Below are 23,699 nucleotides of genomic sequence, written 5' to 3'. Positions count from 1 at the left end.
CCAGAATGGCCGCCGAAAGCCGTGCGCTGAAGGCCAGCCTGTCCGATGCAAAGCACAATGTTTCCCGCCTGCAGGCGCTGATCGGCGACAAGGATCGCCGCATTGTCGTGTGGGACGGCCGTTCCGGCAAACCGGAATTTCTGGGCCAGCTGCCGGCCGAGACCGGCGCGCCCCAGGCCGACAACGAATTCCTCGCCTTCGGCCGCTGGCTGAAGCCCGCCTCGGCCGGCGAGATCGAACGCGCCGTCGAAAAGCTGCGCTCCCAGGCCCAGAGTTTCGACCTCGTCGTGGAAACCAGCCGCGACGAAGTGCTGGAAGCCCAGGGCCGCGTGTCCGGCGGACAGGCCTTCGTGCGTTTCGTGGCGCTCAACAATCTGCGCGCCGAGGCTGCCGAGCTGAAGCTCGAGCGCGACCGGCTGGTCGCGGCGCTGACCACTCTTCAGGGCATGCTCGATCAGATCGACTTGCCCGTCTGGCAGCGCGCCGCCGACGGTTCGCTCGCCTGGGTCAACGAGGCCTATGCCGAAGCCGTGGAGGCGAAGGATGCCGCAAGCGCCGTGCATGAGGGCCGCGAACTGCTGCCGACCATCGCACGCGAAAAGATCCGCGCCACCAGCACCTATGACATGGCCTATCGCGACAAGGTCTCGACCGTCGTACACGGCAACCGCGGTTTCTTCGACGTGGTCGACGCCCGCAGCCCGACGGGCTCGGCCGGCATCGCGATCAATGTCTCGGATGTCGAGGCCGTGCGCGAAGAACTCGTACGCACACTGAAGAGCCATGCCGAAACGCTCGACCATCTCGCCACGCCCGTCGCGATCTTCGACGGCGACCAGCGCCTGCAATTCTACAACCAGGCCTTCCAGCATATGTGGGAGGTCGACATGGCCTTCCTCGAAGGCAAGCCGGGCAATGGCGAACTCTTCGACAAACTGCGCGCCGCCGGAAAGCTGCCGGAACAGCTGAACTGGAAGCAGTGGAAGGAAACCGCCCTTTCCGTCTATCGTGCCATCGAGACGCAGACCGATCTCTGGCACCTGCCGAATGGCCAGACGCTGCGCGTCTTCGCCACCGCGCGCCCGCAGGGCGGCGCCACCTGGGTCTTCGAGAACCTGACGGAAAAGGTCGATCTCGAAACGCGCTACAACACTCTGGTGCAGGTGCAGGACGAGACGATCGACCATCTGGCCGAAGGCGTCGCCGTGTTCAGCCCGGACGGCCGCATCCGGCTTTCCAATCCCGCCTTCCGCGCGCTATGGGGCATCAGCGAGGCCGAGGCAAAATCCGGCACGCATATCCGCGCCATCGAGCAGGCCTGTGCGGTCTCCTACGACAAGCCGGACGGCTGGAAGCGCTTTGCGCATATCATCACCAGCTTCGACGACGAGCGGCCGTCCTGCCAGGGCGTGCTGGAGCTGCGCACTGGCCTGGTGCTCGACTTCGCCGTCATTCCGCTTTCCAACGCCCAGACGATGCTGACCTTCGTCAACATCACCGACAGCGTGCGCGTCAGCCGCGCACTCACGGAAAAGAACGACGCGCTGCGCAAGGCCGACGCGCTGAAGAACGATTTCGTCCAGCACGTCTCCTACGAGCTGCGCTCGCCGCTCACCAACATCATCGGCTTCGCCGATCTCCTGAAGACGCCGACCATGGGCGAGCTCAACGACCGCCAGTCGGAATATGTCGACCATATCGCGACGTCGTCGGCGGTTCTGCTCACCATCGTCAATGACATCCTCGACCTTGCCACCGTCGATGCCGGCATCATGGAACTCGATTATACCGAGATCAACCTGACGGACCTGCTCGACGACGTGTCGATGCAGTTCGCCGATCGCCTGCACGAGGCGCAGGTGACGCTGGAAATCACCGCGCCCGATAATCTCGGCACCATCGTCGGCGACCAGCAGCGCCTCAAGCAGATCCTCATCAAGCTGCTCGGCAATGCTGCGAATTTCGCGCCGGCGCACAGCGCCATCGGCCTGCGCTGCTGGCGCGAAGGTCTCGATCTCGTCTTCACGGTCACCGACCGCGGGCCGGGCATTCCGCAGGACGTGCTGAAGACGGTGTTCAACCGCTTCGAAAGCCACGGCCGCCAGGGCGGCGCCGGCCTCGGCCTCTCCATCGTCGAGAGCTTCGTGAGCCTGCACCACGGCACCGTCGCCATCGACAGCCAGGAGGGCCGCGGCACAAATGTCACCGTGCGCATTCCCTCGGCCACGATGACCTCGTTTGCGGCCGCGGAATAGAAGGCCCGCATGGCGCTCGCACTCTTCCTCGCCGACGAAGCCGCAACCATCCGTTTCGGCGAGGACATGGCGCTGGCGGCCAAGCGCGGCGATTACATCGCGCTGTCGGGCGATCTCGGCGCCGGAAAATCGACCTTTTCGCGCGCCCTCATTCGCGCGATTGCCGACGATGCCATGCTTGAGGTGCCGAGCCCAACCTTCACGCTGGTGCAGACCTACGACCTGCGCGTGCCGGTCGCGCATTTCGACCTTTACCGCATCGCCGATGCCGCCGAGATCGACGAACTCGGTTTCGACGAAGCGCTGTCGGACGGCATTTGCCTCGTCGAATGGCCCGAAAAGGGTTTTGGCACGCTGCCGGCGGAAGGCATCACGCTGACCTTCATGCATGAAGGCGACGGGCGGCGCGTCACCATCGATGGCCCGGCACCGGCCTTGAGCCGGATTCGCCGCTCGCTGGCGATCCGCACCTTTCTCGACGACGCCGGCTATCCATCTGCAACACGGCGCCATCTGACGGGCGACGCCTCTGTGCGTGCCTACGAGCATGTTTACACCGACGACCGACGTTTCGTTCTGATGGACGCGCCACGTCACACGCCGGGGCCGATCCTTGCGCAGGGCAAATATTACCAGCAGATCGCCCATATCGCCGAGGACGTGAAACCCTTCATCGCCGTCGGCCGCCATCTCGTCGCGCGCGGATTGCGGGCGCCGGAAATCTACGAGGCGGATATCGAGCAGGGCATCCTGCTGATCGAGGACCTCGGCAGTGACGGCGTTCTCGACGAGAACGGCGTGCCGATCGCCGAGCGTTACCGTGAAAGCGCGGCGTGCCTGGCTCATATGCACGGGCAGGCTTTTGCGCGTGACCTGCCGGTGGCCGACGGCATCCGGCACCATGTACCGGATTTCGACCGGGACGCCATGCAGATCGAGGTGAGCCTGCTCACCGACTGGTACCTGCCCTGGAAACGCGGCACGCCGGCGAGCGACGACGAGCGCAAGGCCTATGTCGCGATCTGGGATGACCTGATCGCCAGCCTTTCGAGCGCCGAGCACAATCTGCTGCTGCGTGATTTCCACTCGCCCAACATCATCTGGCGTCCCGAGGCGTCCGGCACCGATCGCGTCGGCATCATCGACTTCCAGGATGCGATGATCGGCCCCTCGGCCTATGACGTCGCCTCGCTGGTGCAGGATGCCCGCGTCGACATGCCCGAAAGTGTGGCGGACGCGGTGCTCGACCACTATCTGTCGCTGCGCGCAGACCATGCGGGCTTCGACCGGACGCGCTTCCTGCGCGACTGGCATGTCATGGCGGCGCAGCGCAATTGCAAGCTCGTCGGCATCTGGGTCCGGCTGATGCAGCGCGACGGCAAGCCGGCCTATATGCGCCATATGCCGCGTACCCTCCGCAATCTGACGCGCGCACTCTCCCATCCCGACCTCGCCCCCTTGCGCGACTGGTGCGAAAAGGCTGGAATCCTCGCGACCGAATCATAACCGCGAGTGCTTGATGAAGATCGAAGACGCCATGGTGCTGGCCGCCGGCCTTGGAACGCGCCTGCGCCCCATCACCGATACGATACCGAAGCCGCTGGTGCCGATCGCCGGAAAGCCGATGATCGACTATGGGCTGGATGCGCTGGCTGACGCCGGCGTCAAGCGCGCGGTCGTCAACGTGCATCACTTCGCCGACCAGATGACGGCGCATCTGGCAAACCGCACCGAGCCCGAAATCATCCTGTCCGACGAGACCGCGCAGCTGATGAATTCCGGCGGCGGACTTGCCAAGGGTCTGAAGCTGCTCGGCCGCGCCCCCGTGCTCGTGATGAATGCCGATCTCTTCTGGATCGGCGAAAAGCCGGGCGAAAAGACCAATCTTCAGCGCCTTGCCGAAGCCTTCGACCCTGACCGCATGGACATGCTCATGCTCTGCGTGCGGCTGGAGGACACGACGGGCCATAACGGCAAGAAGGACTTTTCCATGGGCGCGGACGGGCGGCTTACCCGTTACCGGGATGAAGACGGCAATCCGGTCGTCTATGCCGGCGCCATCGCCATGATGCCCGCACTTCTCGATGATGCCCCCGACGATGCCTTCAACCTCAACATCTATTTCGACCGCGCCATCGAGAAAGGCCGGCTGTTCGGCCTGATGCTTAAGGGACACTGGATCACCGTCGGCACGCCCGACGCCATCGATGCGGCGGAAACCGTCATCGGCCGTTTCCATGAGGCGGCGGCGTGACCAGCGCCCGCGGCGGCCGCATTTTTTCGATCCCGGCAAGCCTGCCTTTCCTGAAAACGGTGGCGGCAAGCCTCATCGACGGCCGCCTCATGCCTGGCTTTACCTATGATCCCGCCGATCCGCTGGCACTGGCCGATGTCACGATCTATGTGCCGACGCGTCGCTCGGCCCGCGTGCTGCGCTCGGAATTCGTCGATCTCCTCGGCGGCAGATCGGCGATCCTGCCGGTCATCCGGGCGCTGGGCGAAACGGATGACGACAGCGGCTTCTTCGACGAGGTGGCGCCTGCCCTGCTCGACATGGCCGAACCGTTGTCCGGCCCGGCGCGCCTCATCGAGCTTGCGCGCCTGGTGCTCGCCTGGCGCAACAGCCTGCCCGTCGCAGTGACCTCCGTGCACGCCGAAAGCCCGCTGGTCGCGCCGGCAAGCCCGGCCGACGCCGTGTGGCTTGCGAGAAACCTCGCCGAGATCATCGACGCGATGGAGACGGAAGAACTGGACTGGGCCGCACTCAACGGTCTCGACGTCTCCAACCATGCGCTTTGGTGGCAGCTCACCGCCGAGTTTTTGAAGATCGCCAGCGAGTTCTGGCCGGCGCGCCTCACCGAGCTTGGCCGGTCCTCGCCGTCGCTCCGGCGCAATGCGACGCTGCACGCCGAAACCGAACGCTACAGTCATGCGCCGCCGGCAGGCCCTGTCATCATCGCCGGTTCGACCGGCTCCATTCCCGCAACCGCGGGGCTGATCGCCGCCGTGGCGAAGCTGCCAAACGGCGTCGTCATCCTGCCGGGGCTCGACCGCTTCATGTCAGATACCGAATGGCTGCTGGTCGGCCATCAGGGGGGCGCGGACGGCGGGCAGAAGCCGGATGCCGCCGCGCGCAGCCATCCGCAATACGGCCTGCACCGCCTGCTCGCCCGCATGGGCGTAACCCGCAACGATGTGGACCCGCTCGGCTCTCCCTCCGATGATCTGGAATACCGCTCAAAACTCCTCTCCAGCGCCTTCCTGCCGACGCAGGCCACGGCCGGCTGGGGCGAGGTGCGCGGCGCGCTCGATCCCGACCGGATGGCTGCGGCATTCCGCGGCGTCTCCCTCGTCGAGGCGGCCAATGAGCGTGAGGAGGCGCTTGCAATCGCCATTGCACTGCGGCTTGCGCTGGAAGACAGCGACGATGCCCAGGCGGCCTTGATCACGCCCGACCGCAAGCTCGGCCGGCGTGTCGCTGCCGAACTCGCGCGCTTCGGCATCGAGGCGGACGATTCGGCCGGTACGCCGCTGCTGTCCACGCCGCAGGGCACCCTGCTCCGGCTTCTGGTGGAAGCGGCCCTGCGTCCCGGCGACCCGGTGCCGCTCGTCGCGCTGTTGAAACACCCACTTGCCCGCTTCGGCCTTCCCGCCGACGAGCTCCGCGCGGCCGTGACCGCTCTGGAACTGACGGCGCTGCGCGGCGGCACGGCGGAGATCGACATTTCGACACTGGAGCCATTGCTCGAGACTGCCCTCGAGCGGCAGGCCGGCGATCGCCATCCGCCGGTCTGGCGCACGGCGTTGCCGGAGACGGCGATTCCGCTGGCCAGGGATCTGACCCGCCGCGTCGCCGCCGCCGTCGAGCCGCTGGCCGGGTTTCTGGTGCACGAGACCCGCACGGGGCGGCGGTTCTCCTCGAAACTGCCGCTGTCCGACTGGGCCGAACGCACCGGCCGCGCGCTGGAGGCGGTGGCGGTGGACGAGCGCGACAATCTCGCCGCCCTCTGGTCGGGCGAGGCGGGCGACGGTCTCGCCAATCTCCTGAAGAGCGTGATGGAGACGGACGGCGAGATCGAAGCCGACGGGCCGCAATGGTGCGATATCATCGAGGCGCTGGCGGCGAGCGAAAGCGTCAAGCCGCGCTCCATGCGCCATCCGCGCGTCTTCATTTTCGGCGCGCTCGAATCGCGCCTGCAAAGCGTGGATACGGTCGTGATCGGCGGGCTCAACGAGGGCACTTGGCCGGGACAGGCGGCGAACGACGCGTTCCTCTCGCGCATCATGAAGGTGGAGATCGGCCTGGAGCCGCCGGAGCGGCGCATCGGCCAGCTCGGCCATGACCTGCAGATGGCCGCCGCCACGCCGAAACTCGTGCTGACGCGGGCGCTGCGCAACGGCACCGCGCCAACCGTCGCCTCCCGCTGGCTGCAACGCCTGCTGGCTGTCGGCGGACCGACGCTGGCCGCCGATCTGCGCAACCGCGGCAGAAACCTCATCGACTGGGCCGGCGACATCGACAAAAGCGCCAGCGTGCCGACCGCACCGCGCCCCTCGCCGAAACCGCCGGCGGATTTACAGCCGAAGAAATACTCGTTCAGCGAGATCGGCCGCCTGCGCCGCGACCCCTATGCCATCTATGCCCGCCATATCCTGCGCCTGCACCCAATCGCGCCTTTCAACCTCGATCCCGGACCGGCCGAGCGCGGCTCGCTCTACCACCGCATCGTCGATCGTTTCGTGCGCGCCGAAGGGAGCGGCGAACCGCTGACCCTCATCGGCCATATCCTCGACGAGGAATTCGATGCCATTGCGCTCCCGCCGCATATCGATGCCGTCTGGCGGCCGCGTTTTGCCGCCGTCGCCCGCGCTTTCGTCGACTGGCACCTGAAGCGCGCGCCTGGCGTGCGCGAAAGCCTGACGGAAGTGCCGGCCTCGCTCGATCTCTCCGTCGGCGGCATCCGCCTGACGGGCATTGCCGACCGCATCGATATCCTGCCCGACGGCGGCGCCGATATTGTGGACTACAAGACCGGCAGCACGCCATCGCTGAAGGTGGCGCGCGCGCTGCTCGATCCGCAGCTGGCGCTGGAAGCGGCCGCCATCCGCCGCAGTGCCTTCCGCGGCACCGGCCAGCGCGAGCCGGCGAACCTTCTCTATGTGCGCCTCAAACCCGGCGAACGGTTCGAAGCCGAGCAGGTCAACAACGAGGGCGCCAAGACCAATCCGAAATCGACTGTGGAACTGGCGGAGGATGCGCTGGCCGAGCTGGAAAAGCTGCTGACCGGCCTGATCGACGGCCGTTTCGGCTTCGCCTCGCGGCTCATTCCCGAGCAGGAGCGCGATTATGGCGGCGAGTACGACCATCTGGCGCGCGTCGCCGAATGGTCGTCGGCGGAAAACGGTGGGGAGGGCGACGATGTCTGAGAGCGAAGCCGAAGACCGCCCCGCCTCCGCCGATCCCGCGGCCTGGCTGAGCTGGACGTCGCAGAAACAGGCGACGGCATCGGACCCGGCCCGTTCGGCCTGGGTTTCGGCCAATGCCGGCTCCGGCAAGACCCATGTGCTGACGCAACGCGTCATCCGGCTGCTCCTCGCCGGCTGCCGGCCCTCGGCCATCCTCTGCCTCACCTATACCAAGGCGGCGGCCTCCGAAATGTCGAACCGCGTCTTCGAGCGGCTGGCCGAATGGGCGACGCTTTCGGACGAGGCGCTGTCCGACCGTGTCGCCGCCATCGAAGGCAAGCGGCCGGACCTTTTCAAGCTCGCCGAGGCTCGCCGCCTTTTCGCCCGCGCGCTGGAAACGCCGGGTGGCCTGAAGATCCAGACGATCCACGCCTTCTGCGAGGCACTGCTGCACCAGTTTCCGCTGGAGGCCAATGTCGCCGGCCATTTTTCCGTGCTCGACGACCGCGCCGCCGCCGTGCTGCTGGCGGATGCGCGCCGCACGCTGCTGACGGCCACGGCAAACGAGGACGACCGGGCACTGGCCGATGCCTTTGCGACGGTGCTCGATATCGCCGACGATACCGGACTCGAAAAGCTGATCTCCGACATCGTCGCGGCGCGCGGCCCGATCCGCGCCTTCATCGATAACGCCGACAAGGCCGGCGGCGTGGGCGCCGTGCTGCGGCGGGAAACCGGCCTTGCGGCGACGGAAACCGCCGACACCATCCTCGCCGCCTTCTGGCCGCTCGACGGTCTTTCGGGTTCGACTCTGGAGGCCTATCTCTCGGCGGCGGAAACGCTCGGCAGCGAGACGGTGAAGAAATCGGCCGCAGGCCTGCGCGGCCTGATCCGCCTCACGGATGCGGAGGCACGCCGCGCCGGGCTGCACAAGCTCTTTTTCACGGACGGGGGAAGTCCGCGAAAGATCGACAACGCCTTCTTCTCCGCCGCGCTGAAAAAGCAGTTCCCGCAGTTCGAGGACGCGTTGATCGCCGCGCAGGCGCATGTCGTGGCCTGCACCGAGCGGCTGCGGCGCCTGCGCATGGTCGAGGCAACGCTGGCAGCGCTCACTATCGCCGAACGGCTGATCGGCGATTACGAGGACCTGAAGCGCGCGCGCAGCCTGCTCGATTTCGACGACTTGATCGACCGCACGGCCACGCTGCTCACCCGCGACCGGGTCAGCGCCTGGGTGCATTACAAACTCGACCAGGGCATCGACCATATCCTCGTCGACGAGGCGCAGGACACCAGCCCACGGCAATGGCAGATCGTGAAGGCGCTGACCGACGATTTCTTTGCCGGCGAAACGGCACGGCGGGTGGAACGCACGATCTTTGCCGTGGGCGATGAAAAACAGTCGATTTACTCCTTCCAGGGCGCGCGGCCGGAACGCTTCGCCGAGGAGGGCCGAGAGGTTTCGCGGCGCACGCAGAGGGCGGAGGCGGCCTTCAGCCCGATCCGACTGCTGCTCTCCTTCCGCTCGACGCGCGACGTGCTGTCGGCCGTCGACCAAGTGTTTCTCGACCCCGCCAATGCGCGCGGCCTCTCGCCCGATGGCGACGAGATCGTGCATGCCTCCAATCGCGGGCGCGAGCCCGGTGCCGTCGATGTCTGGGAAGTGATCGCCGCGCCGCCCGGTCTCGACGAGGAGGACTGGACAGCACCCTTCGACGCGGTCGCCGAGGAAGCGCCGATCAATGTACTGGCGCGGCGCATCGCCGATACGCTGGCCTTATGGATCGGCCGCGAGACGGTGACGGAAAAGGGCAAGGCGCGGCCGATGGCGGCGGGCGACGTGATCGTGCTGGTGCGCAAGCGCGACGCCTTCGTCAATGCGCTGACCCGCACGCTGAAGCAACGCCACAACCTGCCCGTCGCCGGTGCCGACCGGCTGGTGCTGACGAAACATATCGCCGTGCAGGACCTGATGGCGCTCGGCCGCTTCGCCGTGCTGCCGGAGGACGATCTTTCGCTGGCTGCGCTGATGAAGAGCCCGCTTTTCGGCCTGAGCGAGGAGACCGTGTTCGAGCTTGCCGCCCGGCGTGAGGAGCGGCAAAGCCTCTGGATGCGGCTGCGGGAGATGGCGCAAAGCAATGCAGCGCTGGAGCCGGTCGTTCGCCGGCTTTCCGATCTCATCAGCCATGCGCGTGAACAATCCGTACATGATTTTTATGCGCGCATTTTGGGTGCCGGCGGCGGGCGGCGGGCGTTCCTTGCCCGGCTCGGGGCGGAGGCGGGCGAGATCATCGACGAATTCCTGACCTTCGCGCTGGAGCAGGAGGAAAACGGCCTGCCCGGCCTGCAGGCCTTCGTTTCCACGCTGGAACTGGAGGCGCCGACGGTCAAGCGCGAGCAGGACAAGGCGCGCGGCGAGATCCGCATCATGACCGTGCATGCCGCCAAGGGCCTGGAGGCACCCGTCGTCTTTCTCGTCGATGGCGGCTCGAAACCGTTCAATGCCAATCATATGCCAAAACTGCGTTTCCTTTCAGGCGGTCCTCTGGCCGACGATCTTCCCGTCTGGCTGCCGCTGAAGGACCTGGGCAACGGGCTGACGGAAGCAGATGCCGAGCGCATCCGGGCCGGCGCGGAGGAGGAATATAGGCGGCTGCTTTATGTGGCGATGACGCGCGCGGCCGACCGCCTCGTCGTCTGCGGCTATCGCGGCCGGCAGGAGGCCAAGGACACCTGGCACGCGATGATCACGGCAGCGCTTTCCGCTGACACGACGCGGTGTCGCGAGACGACGTTTTCGACACCAGGCGAAAGCTGGCAGGGCTTCTCCTGGCGCGAGGCGGGCGCGGCGGATATCGGCGCCGTATCGGTTGCGACGGTCGAAGACCGGGCGAAGGTGGTGTTGCCGGAAGCGCTCGGCAAACCGCTGCCGCCGCAGAAGGCCCTGCCGCGCCCCTTGAGCCCCTCGGGTGCCGCGGCCGTCATCGAGACCGATACGGCCGATCTTCTGGTGCCCTCCGCGCTGTTCGGCCGGAAGGGCGGCGGGGTGCCCAGCAGCGGGCTGGCGTTGGAGCGCGGGCGCATCCTGCACCGCTTCCTGCAAATCCTGCCATCCTTTCCCGCGGAAGAACGTCCGGCGGCGGCACGGCGCTATCTGGAGCGCGCGGTGGCGCATTGGCCTAACCATGCCCGCGCCTCGCTGGTGGAGGCCGCGCTGGCGGTGATTGGCGACGAGAGCCTTGCAACGATCTTCTCGCCTTCGGCGCGGGCGGAAGTCTCGATCATGGGCACGCTATCGCTCGGCCGGCGGGATTTTGCGGTCTCCGGCCGCATCGACCGCATGGCGGTCAGCGGCGATGCCGTCGAGATCGTCGATTTCAAGACGAACCGCGTGCCGCCGGCCGCCGTTTCCGACGTTCCGTTCGAGCACCGGGCGCAGCTTGTGATCTATCGCGCGATCCTCACGCCGCTCTATCCGGACAAGGAAATCCGCTGCGGGCTGATTTATACGGAAGCGGCGAAAACCTTCTGGCTGGAGCCGGCGCTGCTCGATGCGAGCCTTGCCGAACTCACGGCAAAGTGAGATACCGGACGGGACGGATCGCGCCAGCCGGGCAATTCAGGGCTTGAAACCGAAGGCCCGGCGCATCACATTTCATGCAACAATCACCGTTCAAGGAGAGCCTCATGGCTACCGTAAAAGTCGACCAGTCCAACTTCCAGGCTGAAGTCCTGAATTCCGCAGAGCCTGTCGTCGTCGATTTCTGGGCCGAATGGTGCGGTCCGTGCAAGATGATCGCCCCGGCGCTCGAGGAAATCTCGACGGAACTTGCCGGCAAGGTGAAGGTCGCCAAGCTGAACATCGACGAGAACCCGGAACTGGCCGCGCAGTTCGGCGTGCGCTCGATCCCGACGCTTGCCATGTTCAAGGGCGGCGAAGTGGCCGACATCAAGGTTGGCGCCGCCCCCAAGACGGCCCTTGCCTCCTGGATTTCCAGCGCCGCCTGATCGGTCCGGCTGGTCCCAAGAACAAGAAAAAGCCCGGCTTCTGCCGGGCTTTTTCGTTTGTCAGGTGGGTGGGGTGCCGTTGTCGGCAAGCACGTCGCCGACGAGATAGAGCGAGCCGCCGATCAGGATGCGCGGCGGTACAGCGTCTTCCGCCGTAATGCGGCCGATTTCGGCAAGCGCTTCGGCAACCGTCGAATAGGCTTCCGCCTCGAGGCCGGCACGGGCGGCATCCTCGGCCAGCGCCACCGGATCAAGGCCGGCATCGGAGCCGCGGATCGGCACGGTGAAAACTCGCTCGGCCAGACCGCCGAAGGGCTCGAAATAGCCGACCGGATCCTTGGTGTTGATCATGCCCGTCACGAGGAAGAGCGGGCGGGCCTCGCGCTCCTCGAAATTCGCCATGGTCTCGGCGATCACCTGTCCGGCACCGGGATTGTGGCCGCCATCGACCCAGATCTCGCTGGCGCGCGGCGCGATACGGGCAAGCGCACCGTCCGTCAGCCGCTGCAAACGGCCCGGCCATTCGACATGGCTGAGGCCCATTTCCATCGCATGTTCAGACACGGTGAAGCCGGTGGCCTTCACCGCACGGATCGCGGCGGCGGCATTGGCATATTGGTGGCGGCCGGGCAGGCGCGGCAGCGGCAGATCGGCAAGGCCGAATTCGTCCTGATAGACGAGGCGGCCATATTCCTGATGCGCCATGAAATCCTGGCCATAGACGGCATGCGGGCAGCCGAGCCGCTCGGCGGTCTCGATCAGCACGTCGCGGGCGGCGTCTTCCGTCTGGAAGCCGATCACCACGGGCACGCCGCGCTTCATGATGCCTGCCTTTTCGGCGGCGATCAGCTCGACGCGATCGCCGAGATAGGCCTGATGGTCGAGCGAAATCGGCATGATGATGGAAACGGCCGGGCGCGGGATGACGTTCGTGGCATCGAAACGGCCGCCGAGACCGACCTCGATGATCGCGACATCGGCCGGATGCTCGGCGAAGAGCACGAAGGTGACGGCGGTCAGGATTTCGAAGACGGTGATCTTCTCCCCGCCATTGGCGTCGGCGACACGGCGCACCGCATCCGCCAGAACCGCGTCTTCCACGAACTGCCCGCGGCCGCCTTTGACGCCGAGACGGTAACGCTCGTGCCAGTTGACGAGATGCGGCGAGGTGTGGACATGCACGCTGAGGCCCTGAGCCTCGAGGATGGCGCGGCAGAAGGCCGTGACGGAGCCCTTGCCGTTGGTGCCGGCCACATGAATGACCGGCGGCAGTTTCAGATGCGGATCACCAAGGGCTGCGAGCAGACGCGTGATGCGGTCGAGCGAAAGGTCGAAGCCCTTGGGATGGAGACCGAGAAGCTTCTCGATCTCCGCTGCCGCTTCGCTGACCATCACGCCGGTCATGTCACTGGGCCGCGATGGCGACGGCGCCGTTGGTGACCGCAGCGGTCGCCGGCTTCTTCATGAGGATCTTCAGAAGACGGGCGAGCGTTTCGGGAATGTCATGGCGCTTCACCACCATGTCGACCATGCCGTGATCCAGGAGGTATTCCGACGTCTGGAAGCCCTCCGGCAGCTTTTCGCGGATGGTCTGCTCGATGACGCGCTTGCCGGCAAAGCAGATTTCGGCGCCCGGCTCTGCAAGATGGATATCACCCAGCATGGCATAGGAGGCCGTCACACCGCCGGTCGTCGGGTTGGTGAGCACGACGATATAGGGCAGGCCCGCTTCCTTCAACATTTCCACCGCAACGGTGGTGCGCGGCAGCTGCATCAGCGAGAGAATGCCTTCCTGCATGCGTGCACCGCCGGAGGCGGGGAACATGACGAGCGGGCACTTTTCGGCGATCGCCCGTTCGAAGGCCTTGATGATCGCCTCGCCGGCGGCAATGCCGAGCGAGCCGCCCATGAAGTTGAATTCATGCACGACGCCGACGAGCTTGACGCCACGCACCTTGCCCACACCGGCAACGATCGTGTCTTCCAGGTCGGTCTTGATGCGGCTGTCCTTCAGGCGATCCGCATATTTCTTGGAATCGCGGAACTTCAGCGGGTCCTGCGCCACCTTTGGCTGCTGCAGGGCCTCATAGACGCCATCGTCGAAGAGATCCTTGAGGCGGGCCTTGGCCGGCATCTTCATGTGGTAGCCCGAGGCCGGGATGACCCATTTGTTTTCCTCGAGATCGCGGTGGAACACCATCTCGCCGGTTTCCGGGCACTTGATCCAGAGATTTTCCGGTACATCCCGGTCAGGGCGGCCAAGCATCGAGTTGATCTTCGGCCGAACGTAATTCGTGATCCAGTTCACGGTCTAGACTCCCGTTGTAATCATGCCCATGTGGGACTTTTATTCCGCCGCCGCAAGGCGCGACGCGCGCACGCCCGATGCGAGGCTCATGACCAGCGTTTCGACACCGGCAACGGTGGCGCCGCTCGCCTTGCCGTCCGCCGTCAGGCTGGAGGCGATCTGGTTGACGATGGCCGTGCCGACGACGACACCATCCGCCGAAGCGCCGATAGCGCGCGCATGCTCGGCCGTCTTGACGCCGAAGCCGACGCAGACCGGCAACTTCGTATGCGCCTTGATGCGGCCGACGGCGCTGCCGATCAGTGACGGATCCGGCAGGGCCGAACCGGTGATGCCGTTCATCGAGACGTAATAGACGAAGCCCGACGTGTTCTTCAGGACGGCCGGCAGGCGCTTCTCGTCGGTCGTCGGCGTGGCGAGACGGATGAAGTTGACGCCCTTGGCGAGCGCCGGAATGCAGAGCTCGTCGTCCATTTCCGGCGGCAGGTCGACGACGATCAGGCCGTCGATGCCGGCTTCCAGCGCGTCGTCGAGGAAACGATCGACGCCGTAGATATAGATCGGGTTGTAGTAGCCCATCAGAACAATCGGGGTCGCATCGTCTTCCTTGCGAAAGTCGCGCGCCATCTGGATCGTCTTGGCCAGCGTCTGGCCGCCGGCGAGCGCCCGCTGACCGGCAAGCTGGATCGCCGGGCCATCGGCCATCGGGTCGGAGAAGGGCATGCCGAGTTCGATGACGTCGGAGCCAGCCTTGGGCAGCGCCTTCATGATCTCCAGCGAGCTCGCATAATCCGGATCGCCGCCCATGAAATAGGTGACGAGGGCCGGGCGGCCTTCCGCGGCAACATCCGCGAAGCGTTTGTCCATGCGTGCGGTCATTCTCAGAGCTCCATGCCGAGGATCTTGCCGACGGTGAAGATATCCTTGTCGCCGCGGCCGGAGAGGTTCATCAGGATGATCTGGTCCTTGCCCATCTTGGGCGCACGCTTGATCACCTCTGCGATGGCGTGGCTCGGCTCCAGCGCCGGGATGATGCCTTCGAGTTTGGTCAAGAGCTGGAAGGCTTCCAGCGCCTCGTCGTCCATGATCGGGACGTATTCGGCGCGGCCGATCTGGTGCAGCCAGGCGTGCTCCGGGCCGATGCCGGGATAGTCAAGGCCGGCGGAGATGGAGTGGCCTTCCTTGATCTGGCCGTCGGCATCCTGCAGCAGATAGGTGCGGTTGCCGTGCAGAACGCCCGGCGAACCGGCCGTCAGCGAGGCACAGTGCAGGTCGCCGTCAAGACCCTTGCCGCCGGCTTCGACGCCGACGATCTGGACATTCTTGTCATCGAGGAACGGGTGGAAGATGCCGATGGCATTGGACCCGCCGCCAACGGCGGCGATGACCATATCCGGCAATCGGCCTTCCGCTTCGAGAAGCTGCTCGCGGGCTTCCGTGCCGATGACGGCCTGGAAATCGCGCACCAGTTCCGGATAGGGATGCGGGCCGGCGGCGGTGCCGATCAGGTAATAGGTGTCGTCGACATTGGTGACCCAGTCGCGCAGCGCCTCGTTCATGGCGTCCTTCAGCGTGCCGCTGCCTGACGTGACGGGCTTCACCTCGGCACCGAGCAGCTTCATGCGGAAGACGTTCGGCGCCTGACGCTCGACATCGGTCGCGCCCATATAAACGACGCAGGGGAAACCGAAGCGCGCGGCGACGGTGGCCGAGGCCACGCCGTGCTGGCCGGCACCGGTTTCGGCGATGATGCGCGTCTTGCCCATGCGCTTGGCAAGCAGGATCTGGCCGATGCAGTTGTTGATCTTGTGCGAGCCGGTGTGGTTCAGCTCTTCGCGCTTGAAATAGATCTTTGCACCGCCGAGATGCTGCGTCAGGCGTTCGGCATAATAGAGCGGGCTCGGGCGGCCGATATAGTGCGCGCCGAGATGCTTCAGCTCCGCCTGGAAGGCCGGGTCGGTCTTGGCCTTGACCCATTCCGCCTGAAGTTCGAGGATCAGCGGCATCAGGGTTTCGGCGACGAAACGACCGCCGAAAATGCCGAAGCGACCGTCCTCGTCGGGACCTTCGCGATACGAATTCAGGTTGGGTGACTGGTTCACTTGCCTCTCCCTGCGACGGCGGTCTTGTCGTCCGCCTTGTTCGCCGCCTCAAAAAACGCTTCCATCAGGCCGAGATCCTTGACCCCTGGCGCGCTTTCGACACCCGAACTGGTGTCGATGCCCGGCGCGCCGGTCAGTTGAATGGCCTCGGCGAGGTTATCCTTGTTCAGCCCACCCGAAAGCATGTAATCGACGCTTCCGTCAAGCAAATGCATGAGGTTCCAGTCGAAGGAGACCCCGTTGCCGCCCGGAAGTTCAGAGCCCGCCGGCGGCTTGGCATCGAACAGGAACCGGTCGGCAATGCCGATATAGGGGTCAATCTTCTTCAGATCATCCGCCTCGCGCACCGAAAAGGCCTTCATCACGGGCAGGCCGTAGACCGCCTTGACGGTCAGCACCCGCTCGGGGCTTTCCTTGCCGTGCAGTTGGAGAATGTCCGGCGAGAGCTGGTCGACGATCTCGTCCAGCGTGTCGCTGTCGGCATCGACGGTCACCGCGACGATCTTCACGCGGCCGCGCACGCGGTCGGCCAGACGGCCGGCATCGGAGGGCTCGATATTGCGCGGGCTTTTCGGAAAGAAGATGAAGCCGATATGGGTGGCGCCGAGCGCAACCGCCTTGTCGACGGCCTCTTCGGTCTTCAGCCCGCAGATTTTAATGTCGCGTTTCATGGGGAAGGGGTTCGCACGAATCACTGGAAGAGTCGAGCCGAAAGACGGCGGCAATAGGACTGGAAACGCCACCCTTGCACGGCCCGCGATCCGGCCCATATGGAAGGAAACGACAGACCGGAGACATCCATGCGGCTCATCATCGCCATCCTCCTGCCCTTTCTGGTGTTTTTCACCATCGGGCGACCGATTGCCGGCATTATCTGCCTTATCCTGCAGGTGACGCTGATCGGCTGGCTGCCGGCCGCCATCTGGGCGGTCTATGCGCTCAGCCAGTACAATACCGACAAGAAGATCAGCGAAGCGCTCGGCAACCGCCGCTAGTTTTCAACGCAAACGGCTTAGCCGAAATCCAGCGCGTGCAAGAGGCTGCCATTGCGCTTCAACCAGCGCTTGGCCTCCTCCGTCGCCGGGCAGAGCTTTTCACACAAAGCCCAGAAGGCCGAACTGTGGTTCATTTCCTCAAGATGCGCCACCTCGTGGGCGGCGAGATAGTCGATGACATGCGGCGGGGCCATGGCGATGCGCCAGGAGAAGCTGAGCGCGCCATCCGCCGAGCAGGAGCCCCAGCGGCTGCGGGTATCGCGCAAGGTCAGCGACTTGACCTTCCGGCCGATACGTCCGGCATGCACGGTGACCAGACGGTCCAGTTCCAGCCGCGCCTCCTTCTTCAGAAAATCCGATATGCGGCGGGGAATGCTCTCCTCCATGCCGCCGACGCGCAGCACCGCCTCGTCATCGATAATCATAGCCTCAGTCAGCCCGCGCAGCCGGCCGGTCGCCTCGATGCGGTGGGCGACGCCGCGGATCATGACATAACCGCTATCGGCCAGTTCGTTCGTCGTGCGGAATTTGGCAAGCTTGGTCATCAGCCAGCCCTGATGACGATCGAGGAAATCGCGGATCTCGCGCTCGGCGATGCCTGACGGCACCGTCATGCGCAAAGCCCGGCCGCCCGGCTCGATGCGCAGCGTCAGGCGTGTCGCGCGAGAATCCCACTTGATGGTGAGCGGCAGGCGCCGGCCATTGACGTCAAGCTCGCGCCGCTCGGGCGGCGGCGGCGTCTTCAGGGCCTTTCGGGGCTTGCGCAATGAGGAAAACATGCTGCCTTTCATAGCCGATTCGAGGCCGGCTGAAATGCCTCAACGAAAAACCGGCGCTCACGGCGCCGGCTCTGTCTTCAAGGATTCTGACGGTATCAGGTGGCCGGGAAGCCGGGCACGTCGCCCTTCCCTTCGGCGCGGCGTTCGCGCATGAAGCGGTCGAACTCCTCCTGATCCTTGGCGCGGCGCAGCTCGCGGCTATAGGCATCGAACTGTTCGCGCATCTCGTCGAGCTTGCGGCGCTCCTCGTCGAGGCGGGCGAGTTCGGCGTCACGCCAGTCGTCGAAGGCGACATTGCCGGTGGCGCTGCGGAACGCAGGACCACGACCGCCGCGGAACTTGCTGCGGCAGGAGGCGAACAGGCCATCGAGATTGTCGTTGGCGTCTTTCTTGAAGTTTCTCAGGCGATCGCCGAAGATGATGTAGGCAAGCATGGCAAGGCCGAGCGGCCAGAATACCACGAAGCCCAGCACCATCAGGGCGATGGTCGCAGGCGTCCAGTCCGGACGAATGAGCGCTGACTGGTTCATGTGCAATCTTCCTCACGATCGGCGGAAACCACCTCGGTTTCCGGTTCAACCGATGTGGTTAGACCGCCCATCGCGTTCAAGACGATGGCGCATGAATTCCGGCAAGTGCCTGAAACCAGCCCGAAAAATCAGGAGGCTGCTTCAGCCTTGCCGCCCTTGATGACGCGCGGCACGGGCTTTGCCTTGTTGGCTTTGCCGTGCGCCTCGATGAAGGACAGGATGCGCGGCGCGATCTCCTTGCGGAAGCGCGAGCCGTTGAACACGCCGTAATGGCCGACATCCGGCTGCATGTAGTGCATGCGCATGGCGTCGGGAATGTTCGTGCAGATCGTCTGCGCCGCCTTGGTCTGGCCGACGCCCGAGATGTCGTCGTTCTCGCCCTCGACGGTGAGCAGCGCCACCTTGCGGATCGCCGTCGTATCGACGGGACGCGAGCGGTGCATCATCTCGCCCTTCGGCAGCGCGTGTTTCATGAACACGGTTTCGACCGTCTGGAGATAGAACTCGGCGGTCAGATCCATGACGGCGAGATATTCGTCATAGAAATCGCGGTGCTTTTCTGCCGCATCACCGTCGTTCTTCACGAGATGGGCGAAGAACTCCTTGTGCGCGACGACATGGCGGTCGAGATTCATCGACATGAAGCCCGAAAGCTGCAGGAAGCCCGGATAGACCTGGCGCATGAAGCCCGGCTGCGGCCACGGAACCGGCATGATGACATTGTCGCGGAACCAGTCGAGCGGCTTTTCCTTGGCCAGGTTGTTGACCGCCGTCGGGTTGATCCGCGTATCGATCGGCCCGCCCATCAGCGTCATCGTGGAGGGCGACAGCGGATCGTTGTCGGCTTCCATGACGGCAACGGCGGCCAGAACCGGCACCGCCGGCTGGCAGACGGCGATGACATGCGTATCCGGCCCCAGCGCATGCAGCATCTGGATGACGTAGTCGATGTAATCGTCGAGATCGAAGGACCCCTCGGAGATCGGCACCATGCGGGCGTCGATCCAGTCGGTGATGTGGACTTCGGCATGCGGCAGCAGCGCCTCGACAGTGCCGCGCAAGAGCGTCGCATAGTGGCCGGACATCGGCGCGACGATCAGGACCTTCGGGTCCTTGCGGTGGCCAGCGGGCAGACAGCGCTCGAAATGGATGAGATTGCAGAAGGGCCGTTTCCAGACGATCTTCTCGTGAACCGAGACGTCCTTGCCATCGATCGGCGTGGTGGGCAGGTCGAAGGCGGGTTTGCCGTAGCGCCGGGTGGTGCGCTCGAGGACTTCGAAGCCCGCGGCCATGGTGCGGCCGAAATAGGTATGGGAAAGCGGGTTGAGCGGGTTGCGGAAGGCGATCCGCATCTGGTCCGCCGCGGCGCGCCAGGGCGCCATCATCGCATGGTTGAGTTCATAGAGCTGATAATACATCGGACGCGTTATCCCATTTTCCCGGTGCGGGGCTCATGCCCGCCACACCGTCTCACCCGGTTTCCGCACTTGCGAAAACACTAACAGGTTTTCGCTGCGTGGCAACATACCACAGCGGCATCCTACGCCCGCGAACCTTTCGCGGACATGAACGGAGTCCAACCGCTTCGGATGGGTGCGCGCGTGGGCGACCTTTATTCCGCAATGCAAACGACAGCCTTGATCAGACCGGCCTTCTCGGTCGCCCAGCGTGCAAGGTCGGCGGGTACATTACCAAGCGTCGTGCGGTGGGTGACGAGCGCCGCGACAGGCACATGGCCCGCGCGGATACTCGCCATGACATGCTCGAAATCGACCCGCGTCGCATTGCGGCTGCCGATCAGCATCATCTCACGCTTGTGGAATTCCGGATCGGAGAAGCGGATCTCGTCCTTCACCACGCTGACCAGCACCAGCGCCCCGCCATGGGCGACATAGCCGAAGGCCGCTTCCATGGATTTGCCGTAGCCCGTCGCATCGAAGACGACGTCGAAGCCGTCGCCATCCGTTACCCGGCTGACCTCTTCAGCGGCGGTCGCCCCGGCAACCAAGCCGGATGCGAAGCCGAAACGCTCCGCCGCCATGGCGAGGCGCTCCTGGGACGTGTCCATCAAGGTGACGGCGTGGCCGGCGATGCGCGAGAAGAGCGCAGTGCCGAGACCGATCGGGCCGGCGCCAATGACGAGGGCACGGGAGCCGGCCGGCGCCAGCGAACGACGCACGGCATGGGCACCGATGGCCAGGAACTCGACGGTCGCGGCGGCCTCCAGCAACAGGCCCTCAGCCGGGTAAAGATTTTCCGGCGGGACGGTGATTTCCTCGCAGAGGGCACCATCGGTGTGCACGCCGAGGACGCGAATGGCGGTGCAGCAGTTCGGCTTGCCCTTCCGGCAGGCGACGCAGGTGCCGCAGGCGATATAGGGGTTCACCACGACGGGTGTGCCGGCGGCAAGGCCGCTTGCGCCGGGCTCGATGACCGTCGCGGAGACCTCGTGGCCCATGACGCGGGGGTATTCGAGGAACGGATGTTTGCCCTCGAAGATATGATAATCCGTGCCGCAGATGCCGACATGGCTGACCGCGACGCGCGCCCAACCTTCCGGCGCCCCAGGCCGTTCCCGTTCGACCGCCTCGAGGCGGCCGGGTTCTACGCAGACGGCAGCTTTCATCTCAACGGCTTCCGCGGCGACGCAACTGGTCGAAATAGACGATGACGATGATCAACAGGCCGGTGATGATGCGCTGCCAGAACGAGTTGACGTTCAAGAGGTTCGCGCCGTTGTTGATGGTGGCGAGGATGAAGGCGCCGAGCAGCGGGCCATGCACCGAACCGACCGCGCCGAACAGGCTGGTGCCGCCGATGACCGAGGAGGCGATTGCCTGCAACTCCCAGCCCTCCGCCTGCGTGGCATTGCCGATACCGATGCGCGAGGCGAGCAGCAGGCCGACGAATGCGGCGCAGGTGGCCGACAGGATATAGGCGAGGTAGATCGTGCGGTTGACATTGACACCCGACAGGCGCGCCGCCTCGCTGTTCGATCCCACCGCAAAGAGATAGCGGCCGAAGCGCGAGAGATGCAGGAAGACGAAGGCCGGGATCGCCACGAGGATGACCATCCAGAACAGGCTCGGCACGCCGAGGAAATCCATGCGGGAGAAGTTGGTGAAACCCTCATGGTTGATCGAGATCGTCGAGCCATTGGTGATGAGCAGGCCGATGCCGCGCAGCGAGGTGAGCGTCGCGAGCGTGATGATGAAGGGCGGCAGGCCCATGCGCACGATGCCGAAACCATGGAAGGCGCCGATCGCCACGCCCATCAGCAGCGTCAGGATGATTGCGGCCCAGAGCGGCACGCCGGCCTGCAGCAGCCAGGCGACGATGACGCTGGTGAAGCCGACGATCGCCCCGACCGACAGATCGATGCCGGCGGTGATGATGACGAAGGTCTGGCCGACCGCGAGGATCGCCGTCATCGCCCCCTGGCGCAGCAGGTTGGAAATGTTACCCGGAGTCCAGAAGGCGTGGGTGGAGAGGCCGAGCGCCAGCCACAAAGCTGCGAGCAGCCCGAACAGGGTGAGGCCGAGCAGGATGTTCCTGCCCCTCTTCGGTGCCGGTGCGCTTTCCGTCGTCGTGTCCACGCTCATGTTTCTTCTCCCCTTTTCGCGTAGCGCTCAGTCTGTTTTGCCGCAATTCCGGATGCAGAACCGCTGCACACTCTCGCTGGTCTTGCTCAGATGCCGATGGCCTGGGTCAGGACGTCCTCGTGGGTGGCCGCCCGATGGTCGTGGCTCGCGACCAGCCGGCCGCCGCGGAAGACGTGCAACCGGTCCGAAAGCTCGTAGACTTCCGGCAGGTAGGACGAGATCAGGATGATGCCGGCGCCCCGTTTCAGGAGTTCGCCGAACAGCCGGTAGATTTCCGCCTTGGTGCCGACATCGACGCCCACGGTCGGCTCGTCGAAGATGAAGAGCTTCGCCCCATGGCTCAGCCACTTGCCGATGACGATCTTCTGCTGGTTGCCGCCGGACATGGCCGAGGCCAGCACGCTCCGCGACGGCGTCTTGATGCGCAGATCCCGGATCTGCCGCTCGGCATTATCAGCCTCGTCGCCCTTGCGGATGACGAGGCCCGAACTCAGCCGCTTGAAGACCGGCAGGTTGATGTTGAGACCGATCGACAGATTGAGGCAAAGACCCTGGTCGCGCCGGCTTTCCGGGGCGAGCGCGATACCGAGGTCCATGGCCTTGCGCTCGTTGGCAATCTCGACCTTCCGGCCTTCCCACAGGATTTCGCCCGATTTAACGGGCTGGCGACCATAGAGGCCGAGGGCGAATTCGCTGCGTCCCGCGCCGATCAGGCCATAGAGGCCGACGATCTCACCGGATCGCACGGTCAGCGACACATCCTCGAAACCGGGGCCGGACAGGCCCTTCGTCTCGACGATCGGTTTGCCGATGGCGACCTTCTCCTTGTGATAGATCTGCTCGATCGAGCGGTTGATCATCAGCGCGATCAGCTCCGCCTCGTTGGTCTCGCCGATCAGCCGCGTGCCGACATGCGTTCCGTCGCGCAGAACCGAGACACGATCTGCCAGTTCGAAGACCTCTTCCATGCGGTGGCTGATATAGACGATGGTGACGCCCTGATCACGGAGCCGACGAATGAGCCGGAAGAGCTGGGCGGATTCCTGGCGCGTGAGATAGGCGGTCGGCTCGTCGAAGATGAGGAAGCGGATGCCGCGCATGGCGGCCTTGGCCGTCGCGACCAGCTGCTGCTGGCCGATGGTGAGACTGCCGAGAGGCGCTGCCGCCGGAAGCTGGAAACCGAGATCGTCCAGCACGGCCTGCGCTGCCTTTTCCATCGCGCCTTTGCGCATCAGGCCATAGCGGTTCATCTCGTCGCCGAGGAACATGTTGGCGGCGACGGAGAGATGCGCGCACAGCACGACCTCCTGATGTACGGCGTTGATGCCGCGCGAAATCGCCTCGTTGGGGGTCGCGAGCTGGACGGGCTTGCCGCACCAGAAGACCTCGCCCGCCGTGCGCCTGATGACGCCGGTCAGAAGCTTGATGAGCGTGGATTTGCCGGCACCGTTTTCGCCGACGATGGCATGGATTTCGCCGGCCAGGAACGTCACCGTCGCCGGCTTCAGCGCTTCGACGAGGCCGTATTTCTTCTGCAGGCCGCGCAGTTCGAGGATAGGCGCGCCGCGCGCCACGGTGTCGGACTCAGCCAATTTCGCCTGGTCGTCATGCCGATGGCTGAGCTCTTCGAGGCTGCTCATCGCGTTCTCCTCCCTGACTGCGGAAAGCGTCCCGCCCGGATGATGCCGCCCGGGCGGGACGGGGTCAAACCGTT

Annotated in this window: 18 protein-coding genes; 7 read left to right on the top strand and 11 right to left on the bottom strand. The window is 65.1% G+C overall.

Going from position 1 to position 23,699, the window contains the following annotated elements; all coding sequences use genetic code 11:
- The 6 genes from ACOZKU_RS20470 to trxA all read left to right on the top strand — a co-directional run.
- A partial coding sequence (locus ACOZKU_RS20470; protein ID WP_421580411.1) for an ATP-binding protein occupies positions 1-2,255 on the top strand: 2,255 nt, incomplete at its 5' end.
- Positions 2,256-2,264: 9 nt separating this feature from the next.
- A complete protein-coding gene (gene tsaE / locus ACOZKU_RS20465; RefSeq protein ID WP_421580410.1) occupies positions 2,265-3,761 on the top strand; it encodes a tRNA (adenosine(37)-N6)-threonylcarbamoyltransferase complex ATPase subunit type 1 TsaE in 1,497 nt (498 codons plus the stop codon).
- Between the two features lie 13 nt (positions 3,762-3,774).
- Positions 3,775-4,509 (top strand): nucleotidyltransferase family protein, encoded by a 735-nt coding sequence (locus tag ACOZKU_RS20460; protein WP_421580409.1) that lies wholly within the window; start codon positions 3,775-3,777, stop codon positions 4,507-4,509.
- Positions 4,506-7,682 (top strand): double-strand break repair protein AddB, encoded by a 3,177-nt coding sequence (gene addB / locus ACOZKU_RS20455; protein WP_421580408.1) that lies wholly within the window; start codon positions 4,506-4,508, stop codon positions 7,680-7,682. The genes ACOZKU_RS20460 and addB overlap by 4 nt, the downstream gene beginning before the upstream one ends.
- On the top strand, positions 7,675-11,244 hold the full coding sequence (addA, locus tag ACOZKU_RS20450; RefSeq protein ID WP_421580407.1) for a double-strand break repair helicase AddA: 3,570 nt from the start codon (positions 7,675-7,677) through the stop codon (positions 11,242-11,244). The genes addB and addA overlap by 8 nt, the downstream gene beginning before the upstream one ends.
- A 104-nt stretch (positions 11,245-11,348) precedes the next feature.
- Positions 11,349-11,669 carry a thioredoxin gene (gene trxA, locus ACOZKU_RS20445; RefSeq protein WP_117372247.1) on the top strand — a complete coding sequence of 107 codons (321 nt, stop codon included), beginning with the start codon at positions 11,349-11,351 and terminating at the stop codon, positions 11,667-11,669.
- A gap of 60 nt (positions 11,670-11,729) precedes the next feature.
- Here the strand turns inward: trxA and ACOZKU_RS20440 are convergent, their stop codons facing one another.
- The 5 genes from ACOZKU_RS20440 to ACOZKU_RS20420 are packed head-to-tail and all read right to left on the bottom strand — an operon-like array spanning position 11,730 to position 16,750.
- Positions 11,730-13,073, bottom strand: a complete 1,344-nt coding sequence (locus tag ACOZKU_RS20440; RefSeq protein ID WP_421580406.1) for a bifunctional folylpolyglutamate synthase/dihydrofolate synthase — start codon at positions 13,071-13,073, stop codon at positions 11,730-11,732.
- Between the two features lies 1 nt (position 13,074).
- Complete coding sequence (accD, locus tag ACOZKU_RS20435) at positions 13,075-13,977, bottom strand: acetyl-CoA carboxylase, carboxyltransferase subunit beta (RefSeq protein WP_421580405.1); 903 nt, start codon at positions 13,975-13,977, stop codon at positions 13,075-13,077.
- A 39-nt stretch (positions 13,978-14,016) separates the two neighbouring features.
- Positions 14,017-14,856, bottom strand: a complete 840-nt coding sequence (trpA, locus tag ACOZKU_RS20430; RefSeq protein ID WP_314094784.1) for a tryptophan synthase subunit alpha — start codon at positions 14,854-14,856, stop codon at positions 14,017-14,019.
- A 2-nt stretch (positions 14,857-14,858) separates the two neighbouring features.
- The gene (gene trpB, locus ACOZKU_RS20425) at positions 14,859-16,079 is read right to left on the bottom strand and encodes a tryptophan synthase subunit beta (protein ID WP_421580404.1); all 1,221 of its coding nucleotides are present in this window, start codon (positions 16,077-16,079) and stop codon (positions 14,859-14,861) included.
- Complete coding sequence (locus ACOZKU_RS20420; protein WP_421580403.1) at positions 16,076-16,750, bottom strand: phosphoribosylanthranilate isomerase; 675 nt, start codon at positions 16,748-16,750, stop codon at positions 16,076-16,078. Before ACOZKU_RS20420 ends, trpB begins: the two co-directional genes overlap by 4 nt.
- Before the next feature lie 129 nt (positions 16,751-16,879).
- On the opposite strand from ACOZKU_RS20420, the gene ACOZKU_RS20415 reads away from it, so the two are divergent.
- The gene (locus tag ACOZKU_RS20415) at positions 16,880-17,074 is read left to right on the top strand and encodes a YqaE/Pmp3 family membrane protein (protein WP_298101535.1); all 195 of its coding nucleotides are present in this window, start codon (positions 16,880-16,882) and stop codon (positions 17,072-17,074) included.
- Positions 17,075-17,091: 17 nt separating this feature from the next.
- Here the strand turns inward: ACOZKU_RS20415 and ACOZKU_RS20410 are convergent, their stop codons facing one another.
- The 6 genes from ACOZKU_RS20410 to ACOZKU_RS20385 form a co-directional block, all read right to left on the bottom strand.
- Positions 17,092-17,853: a M48 family metallopeptidase gene (locus ACOZKU_RS20410; protein ID WP_421580402.1), complete on the bottom strand. Its 762-nt coding sequence runs from the start codon at positions 17,851-17,853 to the stop codon at positions 17,092-17,094.
- 95 nt (positions 17,854-17,948) lie between these two features.
- Complete coding sequence (locus ACOZKU_RS20405) at positions 17,949-18,383, bottom strand: DUF2852 domain-containing protein (RefSeq protein WP_314094774.1); 435 nt, start codon at positions 18,381-18,383, stop codon at positions 17,949-17,951.
- A 128-nt stretch (positions 18,384-18,511) separates the two neighbouring features.
- On the bottom strand, positions 18,512-19,801 hold the full coding sequence (phaZ, locus tag ACOZKU_RS20400; protein WP_421580401.1) for a polyhydroxyalkanoate depolymerase: 1,290 nt from the start codon (positions 19,799-19,801) through the stop codon (positions 18,512-18,514).
- A gap of 194 nt (positions 19,802-19,995) precedes the next feature.
- Entirely contained in the window at positions 19,996-21,009 is a 1,014-nt protein-coding gene (locus ACOZKU_RS20395) for a zinc-binding alcohol dehydrogenase family protein (RefSeq protein WP_421580400.1), read from the bottom strand.
- Between the two features lies 1 nt (position 21,010).
- Positions 21,011-21,985, bottom strand: a complete 975-nt coding sequence (locus ACOZKU_RS20390) for an ABC transporter permease (protein ID WP_298101546.1) — start codon at positions 21,983-21,985, stop codon at positions 21,011-21,013.
- A gap of 86 nt (positions 21,986-22,071) precedes the next feature.
- On the bottom strand, positions 22,072-23,625 hold the full coding sequence (locus ACOZKU_RS20385) for a sugar ABC transporter ATP-binding protein (RefSeq protein WP_421580399.1): 1,554 nt from the start codon (positions 23,623-23,625) through the stop codon (positions 22,072-22,074).
- Positions 23,626-23,699: the final 74 nt, after the last annotated feature.

The organism is Shinella sp. M31 (assembly GCF_049199205.1).
In the GTDB taxonomy this organism is placed as follows: domain Bacteria; phylum Pseudomonadota; class Alphaproteobacteria; order Rhizobiales; family Rhizobiaceae; genus Shinella.
The sequence above is the reverse complement of the archived record's forward strand: the minus strand, read 5'-3'. Positions and strand labels throughout refer to the sequence as shown.